The 21,053-nt window shown below is 65.3% G+C and carries 19 protein-coding genes; 12 read left to right on the plus strand and 7 right to left on the minus strand.

Annotated elements, in window-relative coordinates; translation table 11 throughout:
- Positions 1 to 7: 7 nt before the first annotated feature.
- Positions 8 to 2,536: a cation-translocating P-type ATPase gene (locus Q0687_RS02215; protein ID WP_298871638.1), complete on the plus strand. Its 2,529-nt coding sequence runs from the start codon at positions 8 to 10 to the stop codon at positions 2,534 to 2,536.
- Positions 2,537 to 2,622: 86 nt separating this feature from the next.
- Here Q0687_RS02215 and Q0687_RS02220 read toward each other — a convergent pair whose 3' ends face one another.
- The 7 genes from Q0687_RS02220 to Q0687_RS02250 all read right to left on the minus strand — a co-directional run bounded on the left by Q0687_RS02220 (position 2,623) and on the right by Q0687_RS02250 (position 8,851).
- Positions 2,623 to 4,218 (minus strand): MBL fold metallo-hydrolase, encoded by a 1,596-nt coding sequence (locus Q0687_RS02220; protein ID WP_298871641.1) that lies wholly within the window; start codon positions 4,216 to 4,218, stop codon positions 2,623 to 2,625.
- On the minus strand, positions 4,215 to 5,135 hold the full coding sequence (locus tag Q0687_RS02225) for a ribose-phosphate pyrophosphokinase (protein ID WP_298871643.1): 921 nt from the start codon (positions 5,133 to 5,135) through the stop codon (positions 4,215 to 4,217). Before Q0687_RS02225 ends, Q0687_RS02220 begins: the two co-directional genes overlap by 4 nt.
- Complete coding sequence (locus tag Q0687_RS02230) at positions 5,132 to 6,673, minus strand: thymidine phosphorylase family protein (protein ID WP_298871725.1); 1,542 nt, start codon at positions 6,671 to 6,673, stop codon at positions 5,132 to 5,134. Before Q0687_RS02230 ends, Q0687_RS02225 begins: the two co-directional genes overlap by 4 nt.
- A 166-nt stretch (positions 6,674 to 6,839) precedes the next feature.
- Positions 6,840 to 7,004 (minus strand): Flp family type IVb pilin, encoded by a 165-nt coding sequence (locus Q0687_RS02235; RefSeq protein WP_128954967.1) that lies wholly within the window; start codon positions 7,002 to 7,004, stop codon positions 6,840 to 6,842.
- 184 nt (positions 7,005 to 7,188) lie between these two features.
- The gene (locus tag Q0687_RS02240) at positions 7,189 to 7,368 is read right to left on the minus strand and encodes a hypothetical protein (RefSeq protein WP_298871656.1); all 180 of its coding nucleotides are present in this window, start codon (positions 7,366 to 7,368) and stop codon (positions 7,189 to 7,191) included.
- A 189-nt stretch (positions 7,369 to 7,557) separates the two neighbouring features.
- Positions 7,558 to 7,791 carry a hypothetical protein gene (locus tag Q0687_RS02245; protein ID WP_298871659.1) on the minus strand — a complete coding sequence of 78 codons (234 nt, stop codon included), beginning with the start codon at positions 7,789 to 7,791 and terminating at the stop codon, positions 7,558 to 7,560.
- A gap of 58 nt (positions 7,792 to 7,849) precedes the next feature.
- Positions 7,850 to 8,851, minus strand: a complete 1,002-nt coding sequence (locus Q0687_RS02250) for a Ku protein (RefSeq protein WP_298871661.1) — start codon at positions 8,849 to 8,851, stop codon at positions 7,850 to 7,852.
- Positions 8,852 to 9,087: 236 nt separating this feature from the next.
- Between Q0687_RS02250 and Q0687_RS02255 the strand changes: the two genes are divergently transcribed.
- From Q0687_RS02255 to Q0687_RS02305, 11 genes are all read left to right on the plus strand, one after another.
- A complete protein-coding gene (locus Q0687_RS02255; RefSeq protein WP_298871664.1) occupies positions 9,088 to 9,243 on the plus strand; it encodes a hypothetical protein in 156 nt (51 codons plus the stop codon).
- Between the two features lie 243 nt (positions 9,244 to 9,486).
- Positions 9,487 to 10,161: a response regulator transcription factor gene (locus tag Q0687_RS02260; protein ID WP_014496705.1), complete on the plus strand. Its 675-nt coding sequence runs from the start codon at positions 9,487 to 9,489 to the stop codon at positions 10,159 to 10,161.
- A gap of 91 nt (positions 10,162 to 10,252) precedes the next feature.
- Positions 10,253 to 11,629 (plus strand): sensor histidine kinase, encoded by a 1,377-nt coding sequence (locus Q0687_RS02265; RefSeq protein WP_298871686.1) that lies wholly within the window; start codon positions 10,253 to 10,255, stop codon positions 11,627 to 11,629.
- A 148-nt stretch (positions 11,630 to 11,777) separates the two neighbouring features.
- Complete coding sequence (locus Q0687_RS02270; protein WP_298871688.1) at positions 11,778 to 13,181, plus strand: hypothetical protein; 1,404 nt, start codon at positions 11,778 to 11,780, stop codon at positions 13,179 to 13,181.
- 99 nt (positions 13,182 to 13,280) lie between these two features.
- Entirely contained in the window at positions 13,281 to 13,550 is a 270-nt protein-coding gene (locus Q0687_RS02275; RefSeq protein WP_298871727.1) for a hypothetical protein, read from the plus strand.
- A 131-nt stretch (positions 13,551 to 13,681) separates the two neighbouring features.
- On the plus strand, positions 13,682 to 14,797 hold the full coding sequence (gene ccmI / locus Q0687_RS02280) for a c-type cytochrome biogenesis protein CcmI (protein ID WP_298871691.1): 1,116 nt from the start codon (positions 13,682 to 13,684) through the stop codon (positions 14,795 to 14,797).
- A gap of 37 nt (positions 14,798 to 14,834) precedes the next feature.
- Positions 14,835 to 15,326, plus strand: a complete 492-nt coding sequence (gene ccmE / locus Q0687_RS02285) for a cytochrome c maturation protein CcmE (protein ID WP_298871693.1) — start codon at positions 14,835 to 14,837, stop codon at positions 15,324 to 15,326.
- Positions 15,323 to 17,305, plus strand: a complete 1,983-nt coding sequence (locus tag Q0687_RS02290) for a heme lyase CcmF/NrfE family subunit (RefSeq protein ID WP_298871694.1) — start codon at positions 15,323 to 15,325, stop codon at positions 17,303 to 17,305. The genes ccmE and Q0687_RS02290 overlap by 4 nt, the downstream gene beginning before the upstream one ends.
- A gap of 3 nt (positions 17,306 to 17,308) precedes the next feature.
- Positions 17,309 to 17,791, plus strand: coding sequence for a cytochrome c-type biogenesis protein (locus tag Q0687_RS02295; protein ID WP_298871696.1), 483 nt, complete (start codon positions 17,309 to 17,311; stop codon positions 17,789 to 17,791).
- A 109-nt stretch (positions 17,792 to 17,900) separates the two neighbouring features.
- The gene (locus tag Q0687_RS02300; RefSeq protein WP_298871697.1) at positions 17,901 to 19,244 is read left to right on the plus strand and encodes a methyl-accepting chemotaxis protein; all 1,344 of its coding nucleotides are present in this window, start codon (positions 17,901 to 17,903) and stop codon (positions 19,242 to 19,244) included.
- Positions 19,245 to 19,452: 208 nt separating this feature from the next.
- Entirely contained in the window at positions 19,453 to 21,033 is a 1,581-nt protein-coding gene (locus Q0687_RS02305; protein WP_298871698.1) for a Do family serine endopeptidase, read from the plus strand.
- The last annotated feature ends 20 nt before the right edge of the window (positions 21,034 to 21,053 follow it).

Below are 21,053 nucleotides of genomic sequence, written 5' to 3' on the forward strand. Positions count from 1 at the left end.
AACCTCCATGAGATCGTCGGCGATGCAGGGGCTGACCGCATCCGAAGCGCAGGCCCGGCTGAAGGCCGAAGGCTTCAACGAGCTGCCCCGCGCGGGCCGGCGGACGATCCTGCGCCTCATCATCGAGGTGCTGCGCGAGCCCATGCTGCTATTGCTGCTTGCGGGCGGCCTGATCTACTTCGTTCTGGGCGATCTTGGCGAGGCCTTGCTGCTTCTTGCGTTCGCGTCGATCTCGATCGTCATCACGGTCGTGCAGGAGGCGCGCACGGAGCGCGTTCTCGACGCGTTGCGCGATCTGACCAGCCCGCGCGCACTCGTCATCCGCGACGGCGAACGCCTCCGTATTCCCGGGCGCGAGGTCGCTCGCGGCGACCTGATCGTGCTCTCGGAGGGGGATCGCGTGGCAGCTGATGCTACGGTCCTTCGATGCATCGATCTCCTGCTGGATGAATCGCTGCTGACGGGGGAATCGGTTCCGGTCAGAAAGCAGGCCTCACCCTCAGCCGAAACATCGATAGCGCCGCATGCCGGCGGCGACGACCAACCATTCGTGTTCTCCGGCACGCTGGTGGTTCGCGGCAGCGGGATGGCCGAAGTGACCTCGACCGGCGTCCTGAGCGAGATCGGCAAGATCGGACAATCGCTGCATTCGCTGGCGACGGAAGCGCCCCGCCTGCAACAACAGACCACGCGGCTGGTGGCGACATTCGCCGTCGCCAGCGCCTTCGTGATCGGGTTGACCATTCTTCTTTATGGGCTCTATCGCGGCGGCTGGCTGGACGGCGTGCTTGCCGGCATCGCGCTCGGCATGGCGATGCTCCCGGAGGAATTCCCTGTTGTCCTGACCGTGTTCCTCGCCATGGGCGCCTGGCGTATCTCCCAGGCGCGTGTGTTGACGCGGCGCGCTTCGGCGATTGAATCGCTGGGCGCCGCGACCGTGCTCTGCACCGACAAGACCGGCACGCTGACGGAAAATCGCATGACCGTTGCGCGCCTGGTGCTGCCTGACGGAACGCAATCTACGCCGGACGAAGCGGCCCGCACGGCGCCCGCATTCAATCGATTGATCGAGACCGGCGTGCTGGCCTGCGTCCGAGAGCCGTTCGATCCCATGGAGAAGGCGTTGCATTCGCTGGCCTCTGACGCCAGCGCGGGCCGTCGGCTCGTGCAGCGCTATGGCCTGCGTCCCGACCTGCTCGCCATGTCGAATGTGTGGTGCGGAAGTGGCGATGGCTGCGTTGTCGCGGCCAAGGGCGCACCCGAGACGATCGGCATGCTTTGCGGAATGAGCGCGGAAGAGCTGGTCGAATTGCAGGCGCGCGTCGATATGCTCGCGCGGGAAGGGCTGCGTGTGCTTGGTGTGGCGCGGGCCGACTGGACGGAGACCGATCTTCCCGAGACGCAACACGGCTTCCCTTTTCGCTTTTGCGGCTTGACCGGCTTTGCCGATCCGTTGCGGCCCGGGGTCACGGGCGCCATTGCCGAATGCCGCTCCGCAGGCATCCGTGTGGTCATGATAACAGGCGATTATCCCGCAACCGCGTCGGCGATCGCGACGCGGGCCGGCCTCGATCCCGAACGTGTCGTGACAGGAACGGAGGTCGAAGCCATGGCCGATGCCGAACTCGCCGGCGTGGCGCGGGGACGCGCCGTCTTCGCGCGAATAGCGCCGGCCCAGAAATTGCGCGTCGTCAATGCGCTCAAGGAGGCCGGCGAGATCGTCGCGATGACGGGCGACGGCGTCAACGACGCCCCCTCGCTGAAGGCGGCCCATATCGGCATCGCCATGGGCGGTCGCGGCACCGACGTGGCGCGCGAAGCATCCTCGATCGTTCTGCTCGACGACGATTTCGGCTCGATCGTGAAGGCGATCCGGCTCGGCCGCCGGATCTACGACAATCTGCGCAAGGCGATGAGCTTCATCCTCGCGGTCCACGTTCCGATCGCCGGACTTGCTCTATTGCCCCTGGTCACAGGGATGCCGCTGTTGTTCGGCCCGGTTCACATCGCGTTTCTCGAGATGATCATCGATCCCGTCTGCTCGCTTGTCTTCGAGGCCGAGACCGAGGAGAGCGACGTCATGCAGCGGCCGCCGCGTTCGCCTAACGAGCCGCTGTTGCCAAGATCGCTGCTGGTCTGGTCGGCGCTGCAGGGGGGCCTTGCGCTGGCCCTCACCGGTGGCGTGATGGTGACGGCAAACCGATACGGCATGCCGGCAACCGAGGTGCGTGCGCTGACGTTCTTCTCGCTGGTGCTGGTGATCATGAGCCTGATCTTCGTCAACCGCTCGTTCTCGACGTCGCTGGTCGAAGCCTTTACCCGGCCGAACCGCACGCTCGTCATCATCGTCATGTTCGTGACGGCGATGCTTGCCCTGAGCCTGATGTGGCCGGCCGCGGCGGACCTGTTCCGCTTCGGTCCTCTGCATGCGGATGATCTCGCCGTCACGGCCGTGGTCGCACTCGTCTCCCTCGTGGTGCTGGAACTATCGAAATACCCGTTGCGTCGTCTCGTGCGGGCCTCAGCGGCGGCTTGAAGGCACGGCCAGCGCAATCGCCGCGGCACTGGATTGACTTGGGTCAAGGGAAGGAGCTCCCGGCTCCGACCGCGTCGAGCGTCTGCCTATCCGTTCTCCTGCAACGCTCGTCTCAATCTCCGGATGATCACGCCGCGGGCGCGGTCGTCGGCAGCGGCGCCAACCCTGTCGTTGATGTCGAGCACCAGCTCCGACATCTCGTTGTGCCAGTCGAGACGAGTCACGGCTTCGGGCGCGAGCCGCCGGCGATGATCTGCGTCGATCACGCGCGGTTCGGTCGCAGCGAGTTCAAAAATGTCGTCCAGCATCGGCTGGTAGACCTTCGCCGCCGGAATGATGCGTTCGGCGACGCGCTCGGCCAGGCCCGCGATGGCGCTTTCCTCGCCATGGACCAGGAACAGCCCGCGGGAAATGGGACGGCGTGCCGCGATCCAGCCAGCCATGCCGGCACCGTCGGCGTGCCCCGAATATTCATCGATCGTGCGAATCCGCGCCGCCACCCGGATCTCTTCCCCCTGGATCCGGACGGCCTTGGCGCCGTTCTGCAGAAAGCGGCCGAGCGTGCCGCTGGCCTGGAAGCCGGCGAGCAGCACGGTCGCGCGCTCGTTCCAGAGCCAGCGTTTCAGATGATGGCGGATGCGTCCTGCATCGCACATGCCGCTCGCCGCGATGATGATGTGAAATCCGCTGAGCCGCATGATCGCCTTGCTCTCGTCCGCGGTCTCGGTAAATTTGAGATGCGGCGAGTTGAGCAGGCGGTCGGCGTCGACGCTCGGGTCGAGGCTCGCGGCGTGGCGGCGGAATACTTCGGTGGCCCGGATCGCCAGCGGGGAATCGAGGAAGATCGGCGCGGTCGGAATCTTGCCGTGCTCCATCAGGTCGACGAGGTCGACGATCAGCTCCTGGGTGCGTTCGACCGCGAAGGCGGGGATCAGCAATGCGCCTCCGGCCGCCGCGGCCTCGCGCACCTCGTCGGCGAGGTGCTGCCGGCGGAGCACAGGCGTCGTGGCGGCGCGCACGCGATCGCCATAGGTGGATTCGGCGATGACATAGTCGAGGTCGACAGGCGCTTCGGGATCGGGCTGCAGCAGCTTGGCCTCCGGCCCGACATCGCCGGAGAGCAGCACGCGAAGCGGTCGCGGCGAGCCTTGCTCGGTGATTTCGAACTCGATCGAGGCGGAGCCGAGCAAATGTCCGGCGTTCCAGTAGCGCGCGCGGACGCCCGGGATCACGTCGATCCAGTGTTCGTAGTCGACCGGGCGAAACGCCTGGAGCGATGCGATCGCGTCGGCCTGTGTGTAGATCGGCTGGACTTCCTTGCGGCCGCGGGCCTTGTTACGCCGGTTGAGCTGCGCAACTTCGGATTCCTGGATGTTGCCGGCGTCTGGCAGCATGTAGGAGCAAAGGTCGATCGTGCCACGCGTCGCCAGGATCGGTCCGGCAAAGCCTTCGCGCACGAGCTTCGGAAGCAGGCCGCTGTGGTCGATATGGGCGTGTGTGAGCAGCACTGTCCGGATATCGGCCGGGCGGAACGGGAAGGCGCCGTAGTTGAGCTCCTTGAGCGTCTTCTGTCCCTGGAACAGACCGCAATCGACCAGGAAGCCGCCAGCGGCGGTCTGGAACAGATAGCTGGAGCCGGTCACGGTGCGGGCAGCCCCGCAGAAGCGAATAGTGATGCTCATCTCGTCGTCTCCCGCGAACGTGTCGTGCCGAGTTCGGACCGCAAGGCGGCGGCGAGAACCTCATCGAGCGCGATCGCATTGGTCGGATGCGACACGCTGTCGGTCGAACGAACAGACCGGATACCGGCCTCGGTGAATGCGTTGACCATCGCGGCCGGAAACAGCGCGTGCGTTACGACCGCATCGATGGCCGTCGCGCCGATCGTGCGCAGCGCCCGCGCGGCGACCATCAAGGTGGCTCCCGAGGACACGATGTCGTCGACCATCAGCGCCGGCCGTCCCGATAGCAGCGTCGGATCGGCAAAATCGATGTCGACGGAGCGATCGCCGTGCCGTGTCTTGCGCGCCACCGTGTGCTGCAGCCGCAGCCGGCCCGCGAGATCGTTCACCCAGGGCTCGGACTCGGCGTCGGGACCGATCACAACCGTCGCGGGATCGATGCCATCGGCTGCGAGGGCATCCGCGATCGCCGGCATCGCGGACAGGTTCTCCGCCTCGATGCCCGGAAATACGGAGCTGATGTCGGGCGTGCGGTGCAAGTGAGCGTCCACCGTGACGACGCGATCCACCAGCGTCGCGAGCAGCCGGCCCATGGCGCCCTGGCTAATAGCTTCGCCCGGATGAAACGCGATGTCCTGCCGCATGTAGCAGAGGTAGGGCGCGACCAGCACCAGGCGCCTGGCGCCATCGCGCCGCAGCGCCTCCGCGGCGAACAGCAGTGCGATCAGCTTGTCATTGGGCTGGTCGAGCGAGGCAAACAGGATGGTGGTGTCTGCCGCCGGCGCCACCGTGACGCGCAGTTCGCCGTCCGGAAAGCGGTGCAGGGCGATCTCGTCGCAGGCAAGCCCAAGCCGCGCCGCAAGCCGCTTTGCCGGTCCGGTGCTGGAGGGCAGGGCCTGAAGCGCGATCGTGCTCACGACTGCGTCCTGCCCTGGAGGGCCTCATGACCGTTGAGGACGTACCCGGTCTCCTGCCGGGCGGCCGCGGCCGCCAGATCATGCTCGGGTCCGTCGAACGTGTAGACACGATAGAGCGGCTCACCCTGTTCGACGCGATCGCCGATCTTCTTGAACAGGCGGATGCCGGCGCCCTTGTCGAGCGGCGCACCCGCGGTGCGGGCGAGGCGGTTCAGTCGCAGGCAGTCGATCGTGGACACCACGCCGTCATGTGCCGCCTTGACGTCGAAGCTGATGGGCCCGAGCTCGGTGCTGCATTTCGAGGGGCCCTGGGCGTCGATGATCTTCTGCATCTGCTTCAGCGCGGCGCCGCTCTCCAGCAGTTCGCGCGCGCGGGCATAGCCGGCGCCGCCACGCAGCTTCGGATCGTATTCCAGGAGATGGGCGGCGAGGCGTAGCGACTTCTCGCGCAGATCGTGCGGCGCATCCGCCTCGTTGCTGAGCACGGCCATCACATCGTTGGCCTCGAGCACCGGGCCGATGCCGTTGCCGATCGGCTGGCGGCCGTCGGTCGTGATCACCTCGACCGAGCGGCCGAACCGGTCACCGACGAATTCGAACAGCTTTCGCAGCCGCATCGCGTCGATGGCGGTGGTGACCTTCGCGGTCGGCCCGACCGGAATGTCGATCAACAGATGCGTCGAGCCCGCCGCGATCTTCTTGGACATGATCGAGGCGACCATTTGCTCGCGCGTGTCCAGGCTGAGCGGGCGCTCGACCGAGATCAGCACGTCGTCGGCCGGCGACAGGTTCACGTGCCCGCCCCAGATCAGACATCCGTTGCAGGAGGAGACAATCGACTTCATTTCCTCGACGCCGACATTCACCCGCGCCAGCACCTCCATCGTGTCGGCCGTTCCCGCCGGCGAGGTGATGGCGCGCGAGGAGGTCTTCGGGATCGGCAGGCCATGAGCGGCGACGATCGGCACCACGACCATCGAGGTGCGGTTGCCGGGAATGCCGCCGACGCAGTGCTTGTCGACAACGATCGGGTCGGGCCACACCAGCTGGGTGCCGGCCTGGGCCATGGCGCCCGTGAGCGCGAGAAGTTCGTCAGTGGTGATGAAGCTCGCCGAGCCGATCAGGAAGGCGGCGATCTCCATGTCGGAATAACGAAAATGGGCAAGGTCGTTGATGATCGCGCCGATCTCCGCCTTATCGAGCGTTTGACCCCGGATCTTGGCGCGCACCGCCTCGAGGCTTTCCGGCGGCGCGGCCGGCGCGACCGTGACCAGGGTGCCGACCGGCTTGCCGAAGCGATGGAACGCGGGCTCGGAAAGGCCGATCTCGTCCGGGGCTGCCAAGGCATCGTCATCGGTGATGAGCAGCGTCGCGAGCATTGTCTTGTCGTCGAGACGCAGCTCGACGCGACTGAAGCCGCGAAAGATGTCGGCCCGCAGCGCCTTCGACCGCCTGGAAACGACCACGACGTTCTCGCGGCCCGTATCGAGATGGACGCGGCATGTCTTGAGCTGGGAGGGTGGGGGATTGGAATTCATGATCGGACCGCGGGAAGCTGGGTCCGTCATGCTTAACTGCCGTCGCCTCGACGGGCTTGACTCAGATCATGGTCCGCGAGATCGGCTACTTATTACGAGCCAATGGGGCCGCGCCTTGCGCGACCGGGTGGCCAGCAATGACGATACTTGAGGATGAGGCGTGGCGTTACTTCGTGGCCGCGCTGATCGAGTTGAACTTGTTGCTCAGGAGGACGCTGCCCGTGTTGGTCACGACTGTGACGATGGCGAGCGCGATACCGGCGGCGATCAGGCCATACTCGATCGCGGTGGCACCCTTCTCATCGGCAAGAAACGACCTGATCACAATCATCGCCAACTCCTGTTCATCCGGTCCAATGTAGGCGCGCGTCGTTATCAAACTGGTAAAGCGATCGATGAGGCGCATTGCGCGCATCAAATTGCAGGTCCGGCCGAGCCAGCCTGCCGTGTCTTAACGTAACAGCCGTTAAACGAAGGTTTCATTATCCACTTCAAATGAGCGGAAGCAGCCAGCCTCAGCTGGCGGTGTGTCCCGGCGCATCCTTGCGCGGGCGTCCGAGCGCTGCGGCGAGGCGCCCGAACAGATCGCTGATGACAAGCGACCGCGCCCGCACCACCGTATCGGCGATGCGTTCTTCCTCGGCCGTGTCACTCACGAGGCCGATGTAGTTCTTCCTGGCGTCCTGCTGCGGCACGGAGGTGCGAACCCTGGCTCAGTCGATGGCGAACCATGGTGTGCGCAAAGGCAATCAGCGGTTAATTTCGTATCCCGTAGGAATACCCGGTGCGGCGAGTTGGCGCCACGCGCGAGAAATGACCCGGCGGCTTAAGGGATTGTTGAGGCTGTTCGTCAACCGGTCGGCAAGCATACCGGTGGCGGCGCGTCAGCGCCTGCCGTCTGCATTCAGCGCGCGCAGCATGCCGATGCGGGCGAATAGCAACCAGCCGCCGCCGGTCTCCGCCGCGTTGATCAGCATCTCGATTGCAGTCTGCCAGCGCGGCTCCTGCTGCTCGTCCTCGGGCAGCCGCATGATGAAGTCGGCGGCCTCCTGCAGCGTGCGCAGGCTGCGTCCGCCGCGCATCCCGATCGGATCGGCGAACGGCGTCGACCAGGGCATGTCAGGCCGCTCGATCGGAAAGGGAAGACGTCACGGCGCGGCCGTCGATGTGATGCGGTCAGCCGGCCTTCTTGGTCCGTGTCGTGGTCGCGCGCACCGGCTTGTCGGCCTTCTTCGGTGCGGCTTCCTTGGCCGCTGCGTCCTTGCCGCCCTTGCCGGAGATCGGCAGCAGCATCTCGCGCTGGCCCTCGACGCGCTTCTTCGGCTTCTTGGCCTTTGCCGTTTCCTTTGCCGTTTCCTTGGCGGTGTCTTTGGCGACCTTCGCTGCGGGCGCCGCCTCCTTCTCGTTCGCGAGGCTCTTTTTCAACGCGTCCATCAGATTGATGACGTTGCCGCCGCTCTTCGGCGTGGACTTGGCCGCGATCGGCGTGCCGGCGCGCTTCTTGTTGATGAGATCGATCAGCGCGGTCTCGTAATGATCTTCGAACAGTTCGGGCTCGAACGCGCCAGACTTCTTCTCGACGATGTGCTTGGCGAGGTCGAGCATGTCCTTGGTCAGCTTCACGTCCTGGATGTCGTCGAAATACTCGGTCTCGCTGCGCACCTCATAGGGGTAGCGCAGCAGCGTGCCCATCAGCCCGCTCTCGAGCGGCTCCAGCGCAATGATGTGCTCGCGGTTGGTCAGGACGACGCGGCCGATCGCGACCTTGTCCATGCTGCGAATGGTCTCACGGATCACCGCATAGGCGTCGTGGCCGACCTTGCCGTCGGGCACGAGGTAATAGGGGCGGATCAGGTAGCGGTTGTCGATGTCGGCCTTCGGCACGAATTCATCGATATCGATCGTGTGGGTCGAGTCCAGTGCGATATCGTCGAGCTCGTCCTTGGTGACCTCGATGTAGGTGTCGGTATCGACCTTGTAGCCCTTGACGATGTCCTCGGAGGTCACCTCGTCACCGGTCTCGGCATCGACCTTCAGATATTTGATCCGATGGCCGGTCTTGCGATTGATCTGGTTGAACGAGACCTTCTCGGTATCCGACGTGGCCGGATACAGCGCGACCGGGCAGGTCACGAGCGAGAGACGCAGAAAACCCTTCCAATTGGCGCGGGGGGCCATGGGCTACTCCAAACGCAACAGGGACAGACCTATGAGGATACCATCGGGGAACAGCGAATCATACACGCCTTGTCTCGGAATCTTGCAACTGCGTTAACCAGTCGCTCACCCCAGCGGTTTGGGCCGATCCAGCTCTAAAAACCGGAACATCAAATCGGATCGGGCGTTGGCTCGGGACGCAGGGCCGCGAGGAGGTCGCGGTCATCGGAGGCGACATCCGGAGATTTGAGGTCACCATGGCAGCCACGCGAGAGCACGATCAGATCGTTGAAACGGCCACCGAGGCGCGCCAGGCCGAACCCGGGCCCTCCGTGGCCGCGCTGCTCGCCATTTCGACCGGGCTCGCGATCCTAATCCTCGCCGTTATCTGGTTCGTGTTCTTCCGGACCTGACGGAGAGCTGAAGGGCAAATCAATCAGGAAGGGAGGACCTTCCGAATAGCCGCGGTCAGCGGCACATTGCGCCCGCCATGCTGCCGGCTCGTCCGGCAGCATGGCGGGCGCTGTCGCATTCGTCGCGAACACATCGTATATGACCAAAAAGTAACGCTCACAGTTCCCTGTGTTCATATTCAGTTCACGCCGGAATTGATCATCTCTGGCGATCGATCGTGCGGTCTATTTCTGGAGAGAAGCGTGCGCCTGCTTGTTGTTGAGGACGACCCTGATCTCAATCGCCAGCTCACCAAGGCGCTGACGGACGCCGGCTACGTCGTCGACCGCGCGTTCGACGGGGAAGAGGGGCATTATCTCGGCGACAACGAACCATACGACGCCGTGGTGCTCGATATCGGCCTGCCCAAGAAGGACGGCATCTCGGTGCTGGAGGCCTGGCGCCGCAACGGCCGCACCATGCCGGTTTTGATCCTCACCGCGCGCGACCGCTGGAGCGACAAGGTGCAGGGCTTCGATGCCGGCGCCGATGATTACGTGCCGAAACCGTTCCATCTGGAGGAGGTGCTGGCGCGGATCCGCGCGCTGCTGCGCCGTTCGACCGGCCATGCCCAGAGCGAGCTCTCTTGCGGACCTGTCACGCTCGACACCCGCACCGGCCGGGTCAGCGTGTCGGGCAATCCCGTGAAGATGACCTCGCACGAATATCGGCTTCTGGCCTACCTCATGCACCATTCCGGCCGCGTAGTATCGCGCACCGAGCTGGTCGAGCACCTCTACGACCAGGATTTTGACCGCGACTCCAACACGATTGAGGTCTTTGTCGGCCGCATCCGCAAGAAGCTCGACGTCGACATCATCCAGACCGTCCGCGGCCTCGGCTATCTCCTGACCCCGCCGCCGGCCCCCGGCGCCTGAGGGGTGTGGGCTTGACGGGCGGCCCGACACGGGCCTTGGTCCTGAAATGACCGCCGACGCCCTGCCACCTCGCGCCACCGGGATCATTCCGATGCCCGCCAGCTCGCTTGCCAACCGACTGTTCCTGTCGGCGACCGCCTGGCTCGTGGTGATCCTCGCCATCACAGGCGTGGTGCTGTCGTCGGTCTACAAGAATGCGACCGAGCGGGCTTTCGACCGCCGTCTCAACCTTTATCTGCGCACACTCATTGCCGAGGTCGCCACCCCCGACGAGCCGCCGGATCGCCAGTTCCAGTCGCTCGGCGAGCCCCTGTTCGAGCTGCCGCTGTCCGGCTGGTACTGGCAGATCACGCGCACCGACACCGAGAAGCCGGAGGTGCGCTCCTCGCGCTCGCTGTGGGACAAGAAGCTGCCGAAGCTGGAAGATCAGGGCGTCGAGCTCACGGCCGCCGGCATTCGCCTCGCTTATGTCGACGGGCCGGAGGGCCAGAATCTACGCATGGTCGAGCGTCCGGTCGATCTCGGCGCCGACGGCAAATATCTCGTCAGCGTCGCCGGCGATTCCACCGAGATCTTCGACGAGACCCGCAGCTTCGACTACTATCTCGGCGGCACTTTCACCGCACTCGGCATCGTGCTGCTGCTGACCACCGTATTCCAGGTTCGCTTCGGTCTCGCACCGCTCAAGCGCATCTCGGAGGCTATCGCCGACATCCGTTCGGGCCGGGCGGAGCGGCTCGAGGGCGAATTCCCGGTCGAGATCGCGCCGCTCGCGCGCGAGACCAACGCGCTGATCGATGCCAACAGGGAGATCGTCGAGCGCGCCCGCACCCATGTCGGCAATCTCGCCCATGCGATCAAGACGCCGCTGTCCGTGATCGTCAACGAAGCCGGAACGCACGCGGCCGATCCGTTCGCGGCCAAGGTGATGGAGCAGGCGGACGTGATGCGCAGCCAGCTTGCGCATCATCTGGAGCGGGCCCGCATCGCGGCGAGGGTCTCGATCGTCGGCACCGTGACCGAGGTCGCCCCCGCCATCGAAGCGCTGCGGCGGACCATGGAGAAGATCCATCGCGGCCGCGGCATCGTGGTCGAGGCCAAGGCCGATCCGGCGGCGAAATTCCGCGGCGAGCGCCAGGATCTGGAGGAGATGGTCGGCAATCTGGTCGACAACGCCTGCAAATGGGCGGCCTCGCGCGTCTTCATCGAGGTCCTGGTCGAAGCTCCGGCCGAGGCGGGCGCCGGCCCCAGGCTGCGGCTGATCGTCGATGATGACGGCCGCGGCCTGTCCGAAGCCGAGCGGGCCCAGGTCTCCCGGCGCGGCCAGCGGCTCGATGAGTCGAAGCCGGGCTCCGGGCTCGGTCTGTCGATCGTAACCGACCTTGCCGCGCTCTATGGCGGCAGCCTCTCGCTTGGCAGCGCCCCGATCGGGGGGCTGCGGGCCGAGCTGGTGCTGCCGGGAATTTAATCCTCTGATTTGGCACGATTATTTGGACTTCCGGTGGAAACCCTGGGGTTTCGGAGCGACTTCCTCAACGGCTTCTTAAGGCGCGCCAACCTATGATCGGCGCGGACGCATCCTACGTCCGCCACTTTACCGTGCATTACCCGGGCGCATGAGCCAGACATCGATCGAGCGGCTGAGGGAATATCTCGCGCAGCTCCCGCCGCAGGCGCAAGCGCTGCTGATGCGGGAGTTCGAGCGTGCGCTCGAGCGCGGTCAGGACACGGCTGTCGCCACCCTCGTGCTCGAGCAGCTGCGCAAGATCGTGCGCAAGGTCGAAGCCGACGAAGCCACGCCGCCGCGAACCGATGATCTGTCACGGCTGCTGTTCCAGATCGTGGAACCGTTCCTGGTCGAAGCCGGCGCGCCAATCAGGGTCGGCCAGATCCGCCGCTCCTCCCTGCATCCGATCTGGCAATGGCTCGGCCGCGACGGTGCCCCCGACAAGATCAGCGAATTCGAGGCGGCGCTGGCGCGCATGCCGGCGACAGACAGTTCAGGACAGGTCGAGGCGCTGACGCTCAAGCTTCAGGCCGTGGCCGCGGACGCCATCTTCGAGCTGACGGGGCCGGGCGGCGGCGACAAGTCGCGTGCACTTGCCCGTGTCGGCCCGCCCAACGTGATCGAAGACCTCTATTCGATCGGGGCGGTGCTCTCCGTCCGCGAGGCCCTGGGCACGCTCAATGAAAAGCTGCCGCGCTTCCTGCGTGCGTTCGGCGATCCCCAGATCGCCTCGGTGACTGCTGCGCTCAACATTCCCGCGCTGCAGACGCCGCAGATGCTGCCCTTTGCGCTGTCCGTGGTGGTCCAGCGCATGACCGCGCCGTGGCAGATCATTCGCCTCGCCATCAAGATCGCCGCGTCCGACGACGAGATCCGTGTCGCGGCGACCCCGTATGGAGTTGCCGTCACGATGGCGCTGCACGATTTGTCCCGCGTTGCCGCCAATCTGCGCATGGACATCAAGCGCGGCCATTTCGAGACCGTCGCCGACAATCTGAAGACGCTGCATGACGGCGTGCGCGGCCTGCGCACCGAGCTCGACCTGCGCAACGACTCCACCTGGGGCAAGCAGCTGACCTCGATCCGGGCCGACATCTCCAATGCCCTGCAGTCGGAGATCGACAGCGTTCCCGGCCGGGTTCGCCGTATTCTGCGTCAGCGTCCCGAAAAGGACATTCCGCCCGGAGCACGCATCGACACCACCGAGGTCGAGGAAACCGTGGCGCTGATCGACTTCGTCGCGACCTGTCGCAACTATGCCAGCGAACTCGCGATCAACGAGGTGACGCTGCGCACCTATTCCGACCTCCAGCAATATGTCGAACGCTCGACCGAGCAGGCGGTGCAGTCGCTGCGCGGCGCAGATCACAAGGTCCGCGCCTACCGGCAGCAGCAGGTGCAGGCCGCGATCCGCTTCTGCCAGGTGCTGTTCGGCGACGATTACGCCTCGCTGATGAGCCGCGCCGCGGAAAACGCAGCGACCGGCGAACGCAAATCGACGCGCGCAAGCTGATTCAGGCGTATTTTTTCGTAGCTACAATTTGTGGTTGACGGTGCCGGCCGCGAGCCCTACGGTCGCCGTGCAAGTTTTGGACTTTCTATTTGTGGGCGCATGAAACCCATTATCAGCTCCATTGAAATCGAGAACCGCGTTATTGTCGCCAAATATCAGAGGCTGATGGTCGGCGCGAAGGTGGTGCTCGTCGAAAAGGCGAGCGGTCGGCAACTGTCGGACACGGTCACCCGGGTCGCATCGCCAGTTCCCGTCGGAGCGCTGCGGATCAGATTGCCTGAGGCCATCGAGCCGGGAACATACTTCCTCAGGGCCTTCAACGGGCACGGCGAGGACGCCGCTCAGAGCGCGGACTTCGAGATCGGCTAAGCTGTTGGATTTTCACCGTTTCGGGACCGCGGACGCTCGCGCTGAATTGACAATTGTCAATTGCCGCATCATCCGGCCGTGGTGTAAAGCCACATAGAGGCGCGGTTCGCGCGCCACCGGAAGCTTGCCTGATGACGCTATGGTTCGTGTTCGCGCTGATGACGGTCGCGGCGATATTCGCCGTGCTCTGGCCGCTCGGGCGTGGCGGGCGTCCTGACAATCAAGGCAGCGAGGTCGCGGTCTACAAGGACCAGCTGGCCGAGATCGAGCGTGACCTTGCCGCCGGATTGATCGCCGCGCCGGAAGCCGAGGCCGCACGCATCGAGATCAGCCGCAGGCTGCTCGCCGCTGATAGTAGCGAGCCCGCACTCGCGCCGAATTCCAGCCTGAAATGGCGCCGTGCGGCATCCGTTCTGGCGCTCGTCGGCCTGCCCTTGGTGGCGGCCGCGATCTATGTCCCGCTCGGCTCGCCTGCGCTTCGTGATTTCCCGCTGGCGCAGCGGCAGCGCGGCGCCGAGCCCGGCATGGCGCAGTCGCTCGAGAACCTCGTCGTGCAGGTTCAGCAGCATCTGGAGAAAAATCCAACCGACGGCCGCGGCTGGAACGTGCTGGCGCCGGTGCTGGAGCGACTCGGCCGCTTCGACGAGGCCGTGCGCGCCTATCGCAATTCGATCACCTACAATGGCGAGAGCCCGGAGCGTCGCGCCGATCTCGGTGAGGCGATCACGGCCGCTGCCAATGGCGTGGTGACAGCGGAGGCCAAGGTCGAGTTCGAGCGCGCGCATGCGCTGAGCGCCGACGATCCCAAGGCCAACTATTTCCTCGGCCTCGCCGCCGAGCAGGACGGGCGCAAGGATGACGCGACCAATATCTGGCGCGCACTGCTGGCGAAGGCACCGGCGGATGCGCCGTGGCGGCCGCTGGTGCAGACCTCGCTGGCACGGGTCGGCGGTGGCGGCGTGACGATGCCGGCGCTGTCCGACGAGACCATCGCGGCATCCAAGGAGATGAACGACGGCGATCGCAATGCGATGATCCGCGGCATGGTCGAGCGTCTTGCCACGCGTCTCAAGCAGAATGGCGACGACGTCGAGGGTTGGCTGCGCCTGGTGCGCGCCTATCTTGTGATGGGCGATCGCGACAAGGCGCTCGGTGCCACGACCGACGCCCGCCAGGCGGTCGCCAAGGATGCCGAGCGGCTGCGCCAGCTCAATGAAGGCCTCAAGAATCTCGGGCTCGACGGATGATTGTCGCAGCGCGAGACGAGCGGAGAACGGATACGCCATGACGCGCAAGCAGCGACGTATGACCATCATCGGCGGCTCGCTCGCCGTGCTCGCGCTCGCGGCCGCGCTGGTGCTCAATGCGTTGCGCGACTCCATCGTGTTCTTCTCGACCCCGACCATGGTGGCCGAGAAGCATGTCCAGCCCGGCAGGCGCTTTCGCCTTGGCGGCCTGGTCCAGCCGGGCTCGCTCCAGCGCGGCGACAATCTCGCCGTGACGTTCGAGGTTGCCGATGGCGGCGCCAAGCTGCCCGTGGCCTACAAGGGCATTTTGCCGGATCTGTTCCGGGAAGGGCAGGGCGTCGTCGCCGAAGGTGCGCTCGATGCGAACGGCGTGTTCAAGGCCGACACCGTGCTCGCGAAGCACGACGAGACCTACATGCCCAAGGACGTCGCCGATGCCTTGAAGAAGCAGGGGCATTGGAAGGACGATTACGCCGGAAAGCCGGCGGCGACGACGGCACAGGGCAATTCGCAAGGAGCGGTGCGGTGATCGCGGAAGCCGGACATTACGCGCTGGTGCTGGCGCTCGCGCTGGCATTGATCCAGTCCTTCGTGCCCGTCATCGGCGCGCGCTTGCGCGATCCTGCGCTGATGAACGTGGCGCGCTCGACTGCGCTCGCGCAGCTGCTGTTCGTCGGTGCCTCGTTCGTTGCGCTTGTGACGCTGCACGTGAACTCGGATTTCTCCGTCGCCAACGTTTACGAGAACTCGCACTCAATGAAGCCGCTGATCTACAAGATCACCGGCGTGTGGGGAAATCATGAAGGCTCGATGCTGCTCTGGGTGTCGATCCTCGCTTTGTTTGGCGGGCTGGTCGCGGCCTTCGGCAATAACCTGCCGCTGTCGCTGCGCGCCCATGTGCTCGCCGTGCAGGCCTGGATCGCGAGCGCCTTCTATCTCTTTATCCTGATCACCTCGAATCCGTTCCTGCGCATCGCCAATCCGCCGATCGAGGGGCGCGACCTCAATCCGGTGCTCCAGGATATTGGCCTCGCCGTGCATCCGCCGATGCTCTATCTCGGCTATGTCGGCTTCTCGATCTCATTCTCTTTCGCCATTGCGGCGCTGCTCGAGGGGCGGATCGACGCGGCCTGGGCGCGCTGGGTGCGGCCGTGGACGCTGGTCGCCTGGATCTTCCTGACGCTCGGCATCGCGATGGGCTCCTACTGGGCCTATTACGAGCTCGGCTGGGGCGGCTGGTGGTTCTGGGACCCGGTCGAGAATGCCTCGCTGATGCCGTGGCTCGCCGGCACCGCGCTGCTGCACTCGGCGCTGGTGATGGAGAAGCGCAATGCGCTGAAGGTCTGGACGATCCTGCTGTCGATCCTGACCTTCTCGCTCTCGCTGCTCGGCACCTTCCTGGTGCGCTCGGGTGTCATCACCTCCGTGCACGCCTTTGCCAACGATCCGACCCGCGGCGTCTTCATCCTGCTGATTCTCTGCCTGTTCATCGGCGGCAGCCTGTCGCTGTTCGCCGGGCGTGCGACCTCGTTGAAGCAGGGCGGCCTGTTTGCGCCGATCTCGCGCGAGGGCGCGCTGGTGCTGAACAATCTGCTACTCACAGTCGCCTGCGCGGTCGTGCTGTTCGGCACGCTCTATCCGCTGGCGATGGAAGTGCTCGCCGATTTCAAGATGTCCGTGGGCGCGCCGTTCTACAACCTCACCTTCGCACCGCTGTTCGCGCTGTTGCTGCTCGCGGTGCCGTTCGGGCCGATGCTGGCGTGGAAGCGCGGCGATCTGCTCGGCGTCACCCAGCGCCTGCTGGCGGCGGGCGTCGCCGGTCTTGTCGTGGTCGCCATTGTCTGGGGCTGGACGCGTGGTGGCAGCGCATTGGCGCCGCTGGCGATCGGGCTTGGCGTCTTCGTCATCGCCGGCGCCGTGACCGATATCGCCGAGCGAACCGGTCTGTTTCGCCTGCCATTCGCGACAACATTTCATCGCGCCCGCGGCCTGCCGCGCTCGGCCTGGGGCACCGCGTTTGCGCATGCCGGTCTCGGCGTTGCGCTGATCGGGATCGTCTGCGAGACCACCTGGAACAGCGAATATATCGCGACCATGAAACCGAACGACGTCGCCCAGGTCGCCGGCTATGAGCTCAAGCTCGACGGCCTGCTCGAGCGCCAGGGGCCGAACTACCGCGAGATGATCGCGCAGTTCAACGTCAGCCACGGTGGTGAAGCACTCAGCGTCATGACGCCGTCGAAGCGCAGCTTCACGACGCGCGGCTCTTCGACCACGGAGGCTGCGCTTTTGACCCGCGGGGCGAGCCAGCTCTACATCTCGCTGGGTGACGTCACCGCCGACGGCGCCATCGCCGTCCGCATCTATCACAAGCCGTTCGTGCTGATGATCTGGTGGGGTCCGGTGCTGATGGCGTTTGGCGGCATGCTGTCTCTGTCCGATCGGCGCCTGCGCGTCGGCGCGCCGAAGCCGGCGCGCGCCAAGCAGCGCCTGCAACCGGCGGAGTGATCGATGCGCCGGATGATGGCCGCTTTCGTCGCGCTGATGCTGCTGGCAGCGCCTGCGGTGCACGCCGTACAGCCCGACGAGATCATGGCGGATCCCGTGAAAGAGGCCCGCGCGCGCGAATTGTCGCGCGAGCTGCGTTGCATGGTCTGTCAGAACCAGTCGATTGACGATTCCGATGCACCGCTCGCGCGCGACCTGCGGCTGCTTGTGCGGGAGCGGATCGCGGCCGGCGACAGCAATTCACAGGTGCTCGATTTCCTGGTCGCGCGCTACGGCGAGTTCGTGCTGCTGAAGCCGCGGTTCGAACGGCAGACCATGCTGCTCTGGCTGCTCGCGCCGCTGCTGCTCGCCGGTGGCGGCTTCGCGCTGTGGCGGCAAAACCGCCGTCGCGCGCAGGACGGTGCAGATGTACCGACGCCGCCGCTGACGCCGGACGAACAAGCCCGGCTCGCCGCGTTGATGTCCGAAGACGCGAAATCCTCTTGAATCTACGTAGTGATACGTAGGGTGTCGGGGGAAGCGCGTTTCATGCTCTGTTGACCTTTGTCTGGAAACTTGTCGGAAGATTCCATTCCAGATCTTGAGTCCTCAAGCGATGTTCACGAACAGCAATCTGACGATCCGCTTTCTGGTCGGCGCCGTCGTCGCTGCATTATTGTTCCTGTTGGGCATCGGCGGCGGCACCGGCTTCGTCGCGGTGCTCTACCTCAACAACGAGATCACCGGCCTGTCGTCCGACTTTGCCGCGCTGAGCGGTCCTGCGCGCGACCACGCGATGCAGATCTATCACCAAGCGCAAGCCGCGTTCTCCTGGTTCCTTGTTGCCTGCGGTATGATCGCAGTCATCGCCGTCGCGATCTGCCTCGCCACATGGTTCGCCGTACGAAACGGCATCCTCAACCCGCTCGCGGCGATCGTGCATGCGATGCGTGAGGTTGCCGACCAGAAGTTCGAGACACTGGTTCCGGGCCTCGGCGGCACCAACGAGATCGGGCTGCTCGCCGGCGCGCTGGAGGTGTTCAAGACCAACGGTCTCGAGCGGCGGCGTCTGACCGAGCAGCAGCTGCATGAAGCCCAGCACCAGGCCGAGCGATCGAAATATCTCGATGGTCGCATCAGAAGTTTCAACGAGCTCGTCGCCAGCGTCGTCGATAGCGTGGCGTCGTCGGCCGTGCACCTCATGCGCAACGCCGAGACGTTGTCGCACACCGCCAACGACACCAGCACCAAGGCCAACGCGGTCGCCAGTGCAGCGAGCCAGGCCAGTGGCAGCGTGCAGACGGTTGCGGGCTCCGCTGAAGAAATGACGACCTCGATCGGCACGATCAGCCGCCGTGTCACCGACGCGACCCAGCGCGCCGAAGGTGCCGCCACGCAGGCCGAGAAGAGCCGCGACACCATCCACACGCTGTCGGATGCCGCCGACAAGATCGGCGAGGTCGTGCAGCTCGTGCAAGCGATCGCCTCACAGACCAATCTGCTCGCGCTCAACGCCACGATCGAGGCGGCGCGGGCAGGCGAAGCCGGCAAGGGCTTTGCCGTGGTGGCTTCCGAAGTGAAGAGCCTTGCGGACCAGACCAGCAAGGCGACCGAGGAGATCACCTCGCACGTCGCCAGCATCCAGGGCATCACCGCGGAGACGCGCGGGGCGATCGATGCCATCTCGAACACGCTATCGGAGATCTCGTCGATCATGTCCGGCATCGAGGTGGATACGTCCCAGCAGCGCAATGCCACGCAGGACATCAGCCGCAGCGTCCAGGACGCCGCGCGCGGCACGCTCGACGTCTCCAACCACATCGTCCAGATCACCTCGACCTCGGCCGAGACCGGCCGGATGGCGGCCGAGGCGCGGGATTCCGCCGCCAGCCTGTCGCAGCAGGCCGCGACCCTGAAGCGCGAAGTCGACGAATTCATCGTCAGCGTCAGGGCGAGTTGAGGGCGCTTCGGCGTCGTCTCCGGAACCGGGTTAAGTTCCTGTCAAATCATGATTTTCGGTCTGCGCTAAACTGCCGCAGGCAGGCACGGACTTTATTACAAAAGTTTAACCCGCCAGCCAGCGCGCGGTAAGGCGCAAGTCCCCATGTTCAGGTCCGCAAGGTGCCATTATCAGGCACCACATGGATTTCTAGGCCCTGGAGACCTGCATGACTGATCGTCCCGATCTCACGAACCTTCCTTCCTTCCGGCAGCGCCGCCGTTCGGTGTTGTCCGCCCGCAGGATCGCGCTGATGGCCTCGGTCGTCGCCGGTCTCGGTATCGCCGTCCACGGCTTCAGCCCGTCGACCTCGCCCGCGGACCTGTTCTCGAGCCCGGCGCATGCGCAGGTCAACAACGAGGTCAAGAAGGTCGATCGTCCGATCGGTTTTGCCGACATTGTCGAGCGCGTGAAGCCCTCGGTGATCTCGGTCAAGGTCAACATCAAGGAGAAGACCGCGAGCAACGACGACGGCGATGATGCGCAGTCGCCGTTCCAGCCGGGTTCGCCGATGGAGCGCTTCTTCCGCCGCTTCGGCGGTCCGGATGGCATTCCCGGCCTGAAGGGCGGTGGTCGTGGCCGCGTCGTGCAGGGCCAAGGCTCCGGCTTCTTCATCTCGGCCGACGGCTATGCGGTGACCAACAACCACGTGGTCGACGGCGCCGACAAGGTCGAGGTCACCACCGACGACGGCAAGACCTACAGCGCCAAGGTGATCGGCACCGACCAGCGGACCGATCTTGCTCTGATCAAGGTCGAGGGCGGCTCGAATTTCTCCTTCGCCAAACTCGCGGACAGCAAGCCGCGGATCGGCGACTGGGTGCTCGCGGTCGGCAATCCCTTCGGTCTCGGCGGCACCGTCACCGCGGGCATCGTCTCGGCCAGCGGCCGCGACATCGGCAACGGCCCCTATGACGATTTCATCCAGATCGACGCGCCCGTGAACAAGGGCAATTCCGGCGGTCCGGCTTTCGACACCAATGGCGAGGTGATGGGCGTCAACACCGCGATCTACTCGCCGTCCGGCGGCAGCGTCGGCATCGCGTTCTCCATTCCCGCCGCGACGGTGAAGAGCGTCGTAGCCCAGCTCAAGGACAAGGGCTCGGTCAGCCGCGGCTGGATCGGCGTGCAGATCCAGCCCGTCACCTCCGACATCGCCGACAGCCTCGGCATGAAGAAGGCCGAAGGCGCGCTGGTGGCGGAGCCGCAGAAGGATGGTCCGGCCGCGAAGGCGGGCATCGAATCCGGCGACGTGATCACGTCGGTCAACGGCGAATCCGTCAAGGATGCGCGCGAGCTCGCCCGCACCATCGGCGGCATGGCGCCCGGCGCGGCGGTGAAGCTCAACGTGCTGCACAAGGGCCAGGACAAGGTCGTGAACCTCACCCTCGGCCAGCTGCCGAACACGGTCGAGGCCAAGGCCGACACCGATAACGACAGCGGCAAGAGCGCCAGCAAGGGCACGGACGTGCCGAAGCTCGGCATGACCGTTGCGCCCGCCAATTCCGTGGCCGGCGCCGGCAAGGACGGCGTCGTGGTCACCGAAGTCGATCCGAAGAGCGCCGCGGCCGAACGCGGCTTCAAGGAAGGCGACGTGATTCTCGAAGTCGGCGGCAAGAGCGTGAGCACCGCCGGCGATGTCCGCGATGCCATCACCGCGGCGCGGACCGACAACAAGAACAGCGTCCTGATGCGCGTGAAGAGCGGCGGCCAGTCGCGCTTCGTCGCAGTGCCCATCGCCAAAGGCTGACAAGGGCTGAGCCTCAGGAG

The organism is uncultured Bradyrhizobium sp., from assembly GCF_936928535.1.
GTDB lineage: Bacteria > Pseudomonadota > Alphaproteobacteria > Rhizobiales > Xanthobacteraceae > Bradyrhizobium.

Bases quoted from the DNA above. Each gene is read 5' to 3' on its own strand.
- Q0687_RS02215 (WP_298871638.1), top strand. From the start codon at position 8: ATGAGATCGTCGGCGATGCAGGGGCTGACCGCATCCGAAGCGCAGGCC.
- Q0687_RS02300 (WP_298871697.1), top strand. From the start codon at position 17,901: ATGTTCACGAACAGCAATCTGACGATCCGCTTTCTGGTCGGCGCCGTC.
- ccmE (WP_298871693.1), top strand. From the start codon at position 14,835: ATGACGCGCAAGCAGCGACGTATGACCATCATCGGCGGCTCGCTCGCC.
- Q0687_RS02305 (WP_298871698.1), top strand. From the start codon at position 19,453: ATGACTGATCGTCCCGATCTCACGAACCTTCCTTCCTTCCGGCAGCGC.
- Q0687_RS02265 (WP_298871686.1), top strand. From the start codon at position 10,253: ATGCCCGCCAGCTCGCTTGCCAACCGACTGTTCCTGTCGGCGACCGCC.
- Q0687_RS02230 (WP_298871725.1), bottom strand. From the start codon at position 6,673: ATGAATTCCAATCCCCCACCCTCCCAGCTCAAGACATGCCGCGTCCAT.
- Q0687_RS02270 (WP_298871688.1), top strand. From the start codon at position 11,778: ATGAGCCAGACATCGATCGAGCGGCTGAGGGAATATCTCGCGCAGCTC.
- Q0687_RS02250 (WP_298871661.1), bottom strand. From the start codon at position 8,851: ATGGCCCCCCGCGCCAATTGGAAGGGTTTTCTGCGTCTCTCGCTCGTG.
- Q0687_RS02235 (WP_128954967.1), bottom strand. From the start codon at position 7,004: ATGATTGTGATCAGGTCGTTTCTTGCCGATGAGAAGGGTGCCACCGCG.
- Q0687_RS02245 (WP_298871659.1), bottom strand. From the start codon at position 7,791: ATGCCCTGGTCGACGCCGTTCGCCGATCCGATCGGGATGCGCGGCGGA.
- Q0687_RS02275 (WP_298871727.1), top strand. From the start codon at position 13,281: ATGAAACCCATTATCAGCTCCATTGAAATCGAGAACCGCGTTATTGTC.
- Q0687_RS02255 (WP_298871664.1), top strand. From the start codon at position 9,088: ATGGCAGCCACGCGAGAGCACGATCAGATCGTTGAAACGGCCACCGAG.
- Q0687_RS02295 (WP_298871696.1), top strand. From the start codon at position 17,309: ATGCGCCGGATGATGGCCGCTTTCGTCGCGCTGATGCTGCTGGCAGCG.
- Q0687_RS02220 (WP_298871641.1), bottom strand. From the start codon at position 4,218: ATGAGCATCACTATTCGCTTCTGCGGGGCTGCCCGCACCGTGACCGGC.
- ccmI (WP_298871691.1), top strand. From the start codon at position 13,682: ATGACGCTATGGTTCGTGTTCGCGCTGATGACGGTCGCGGCGATATTC.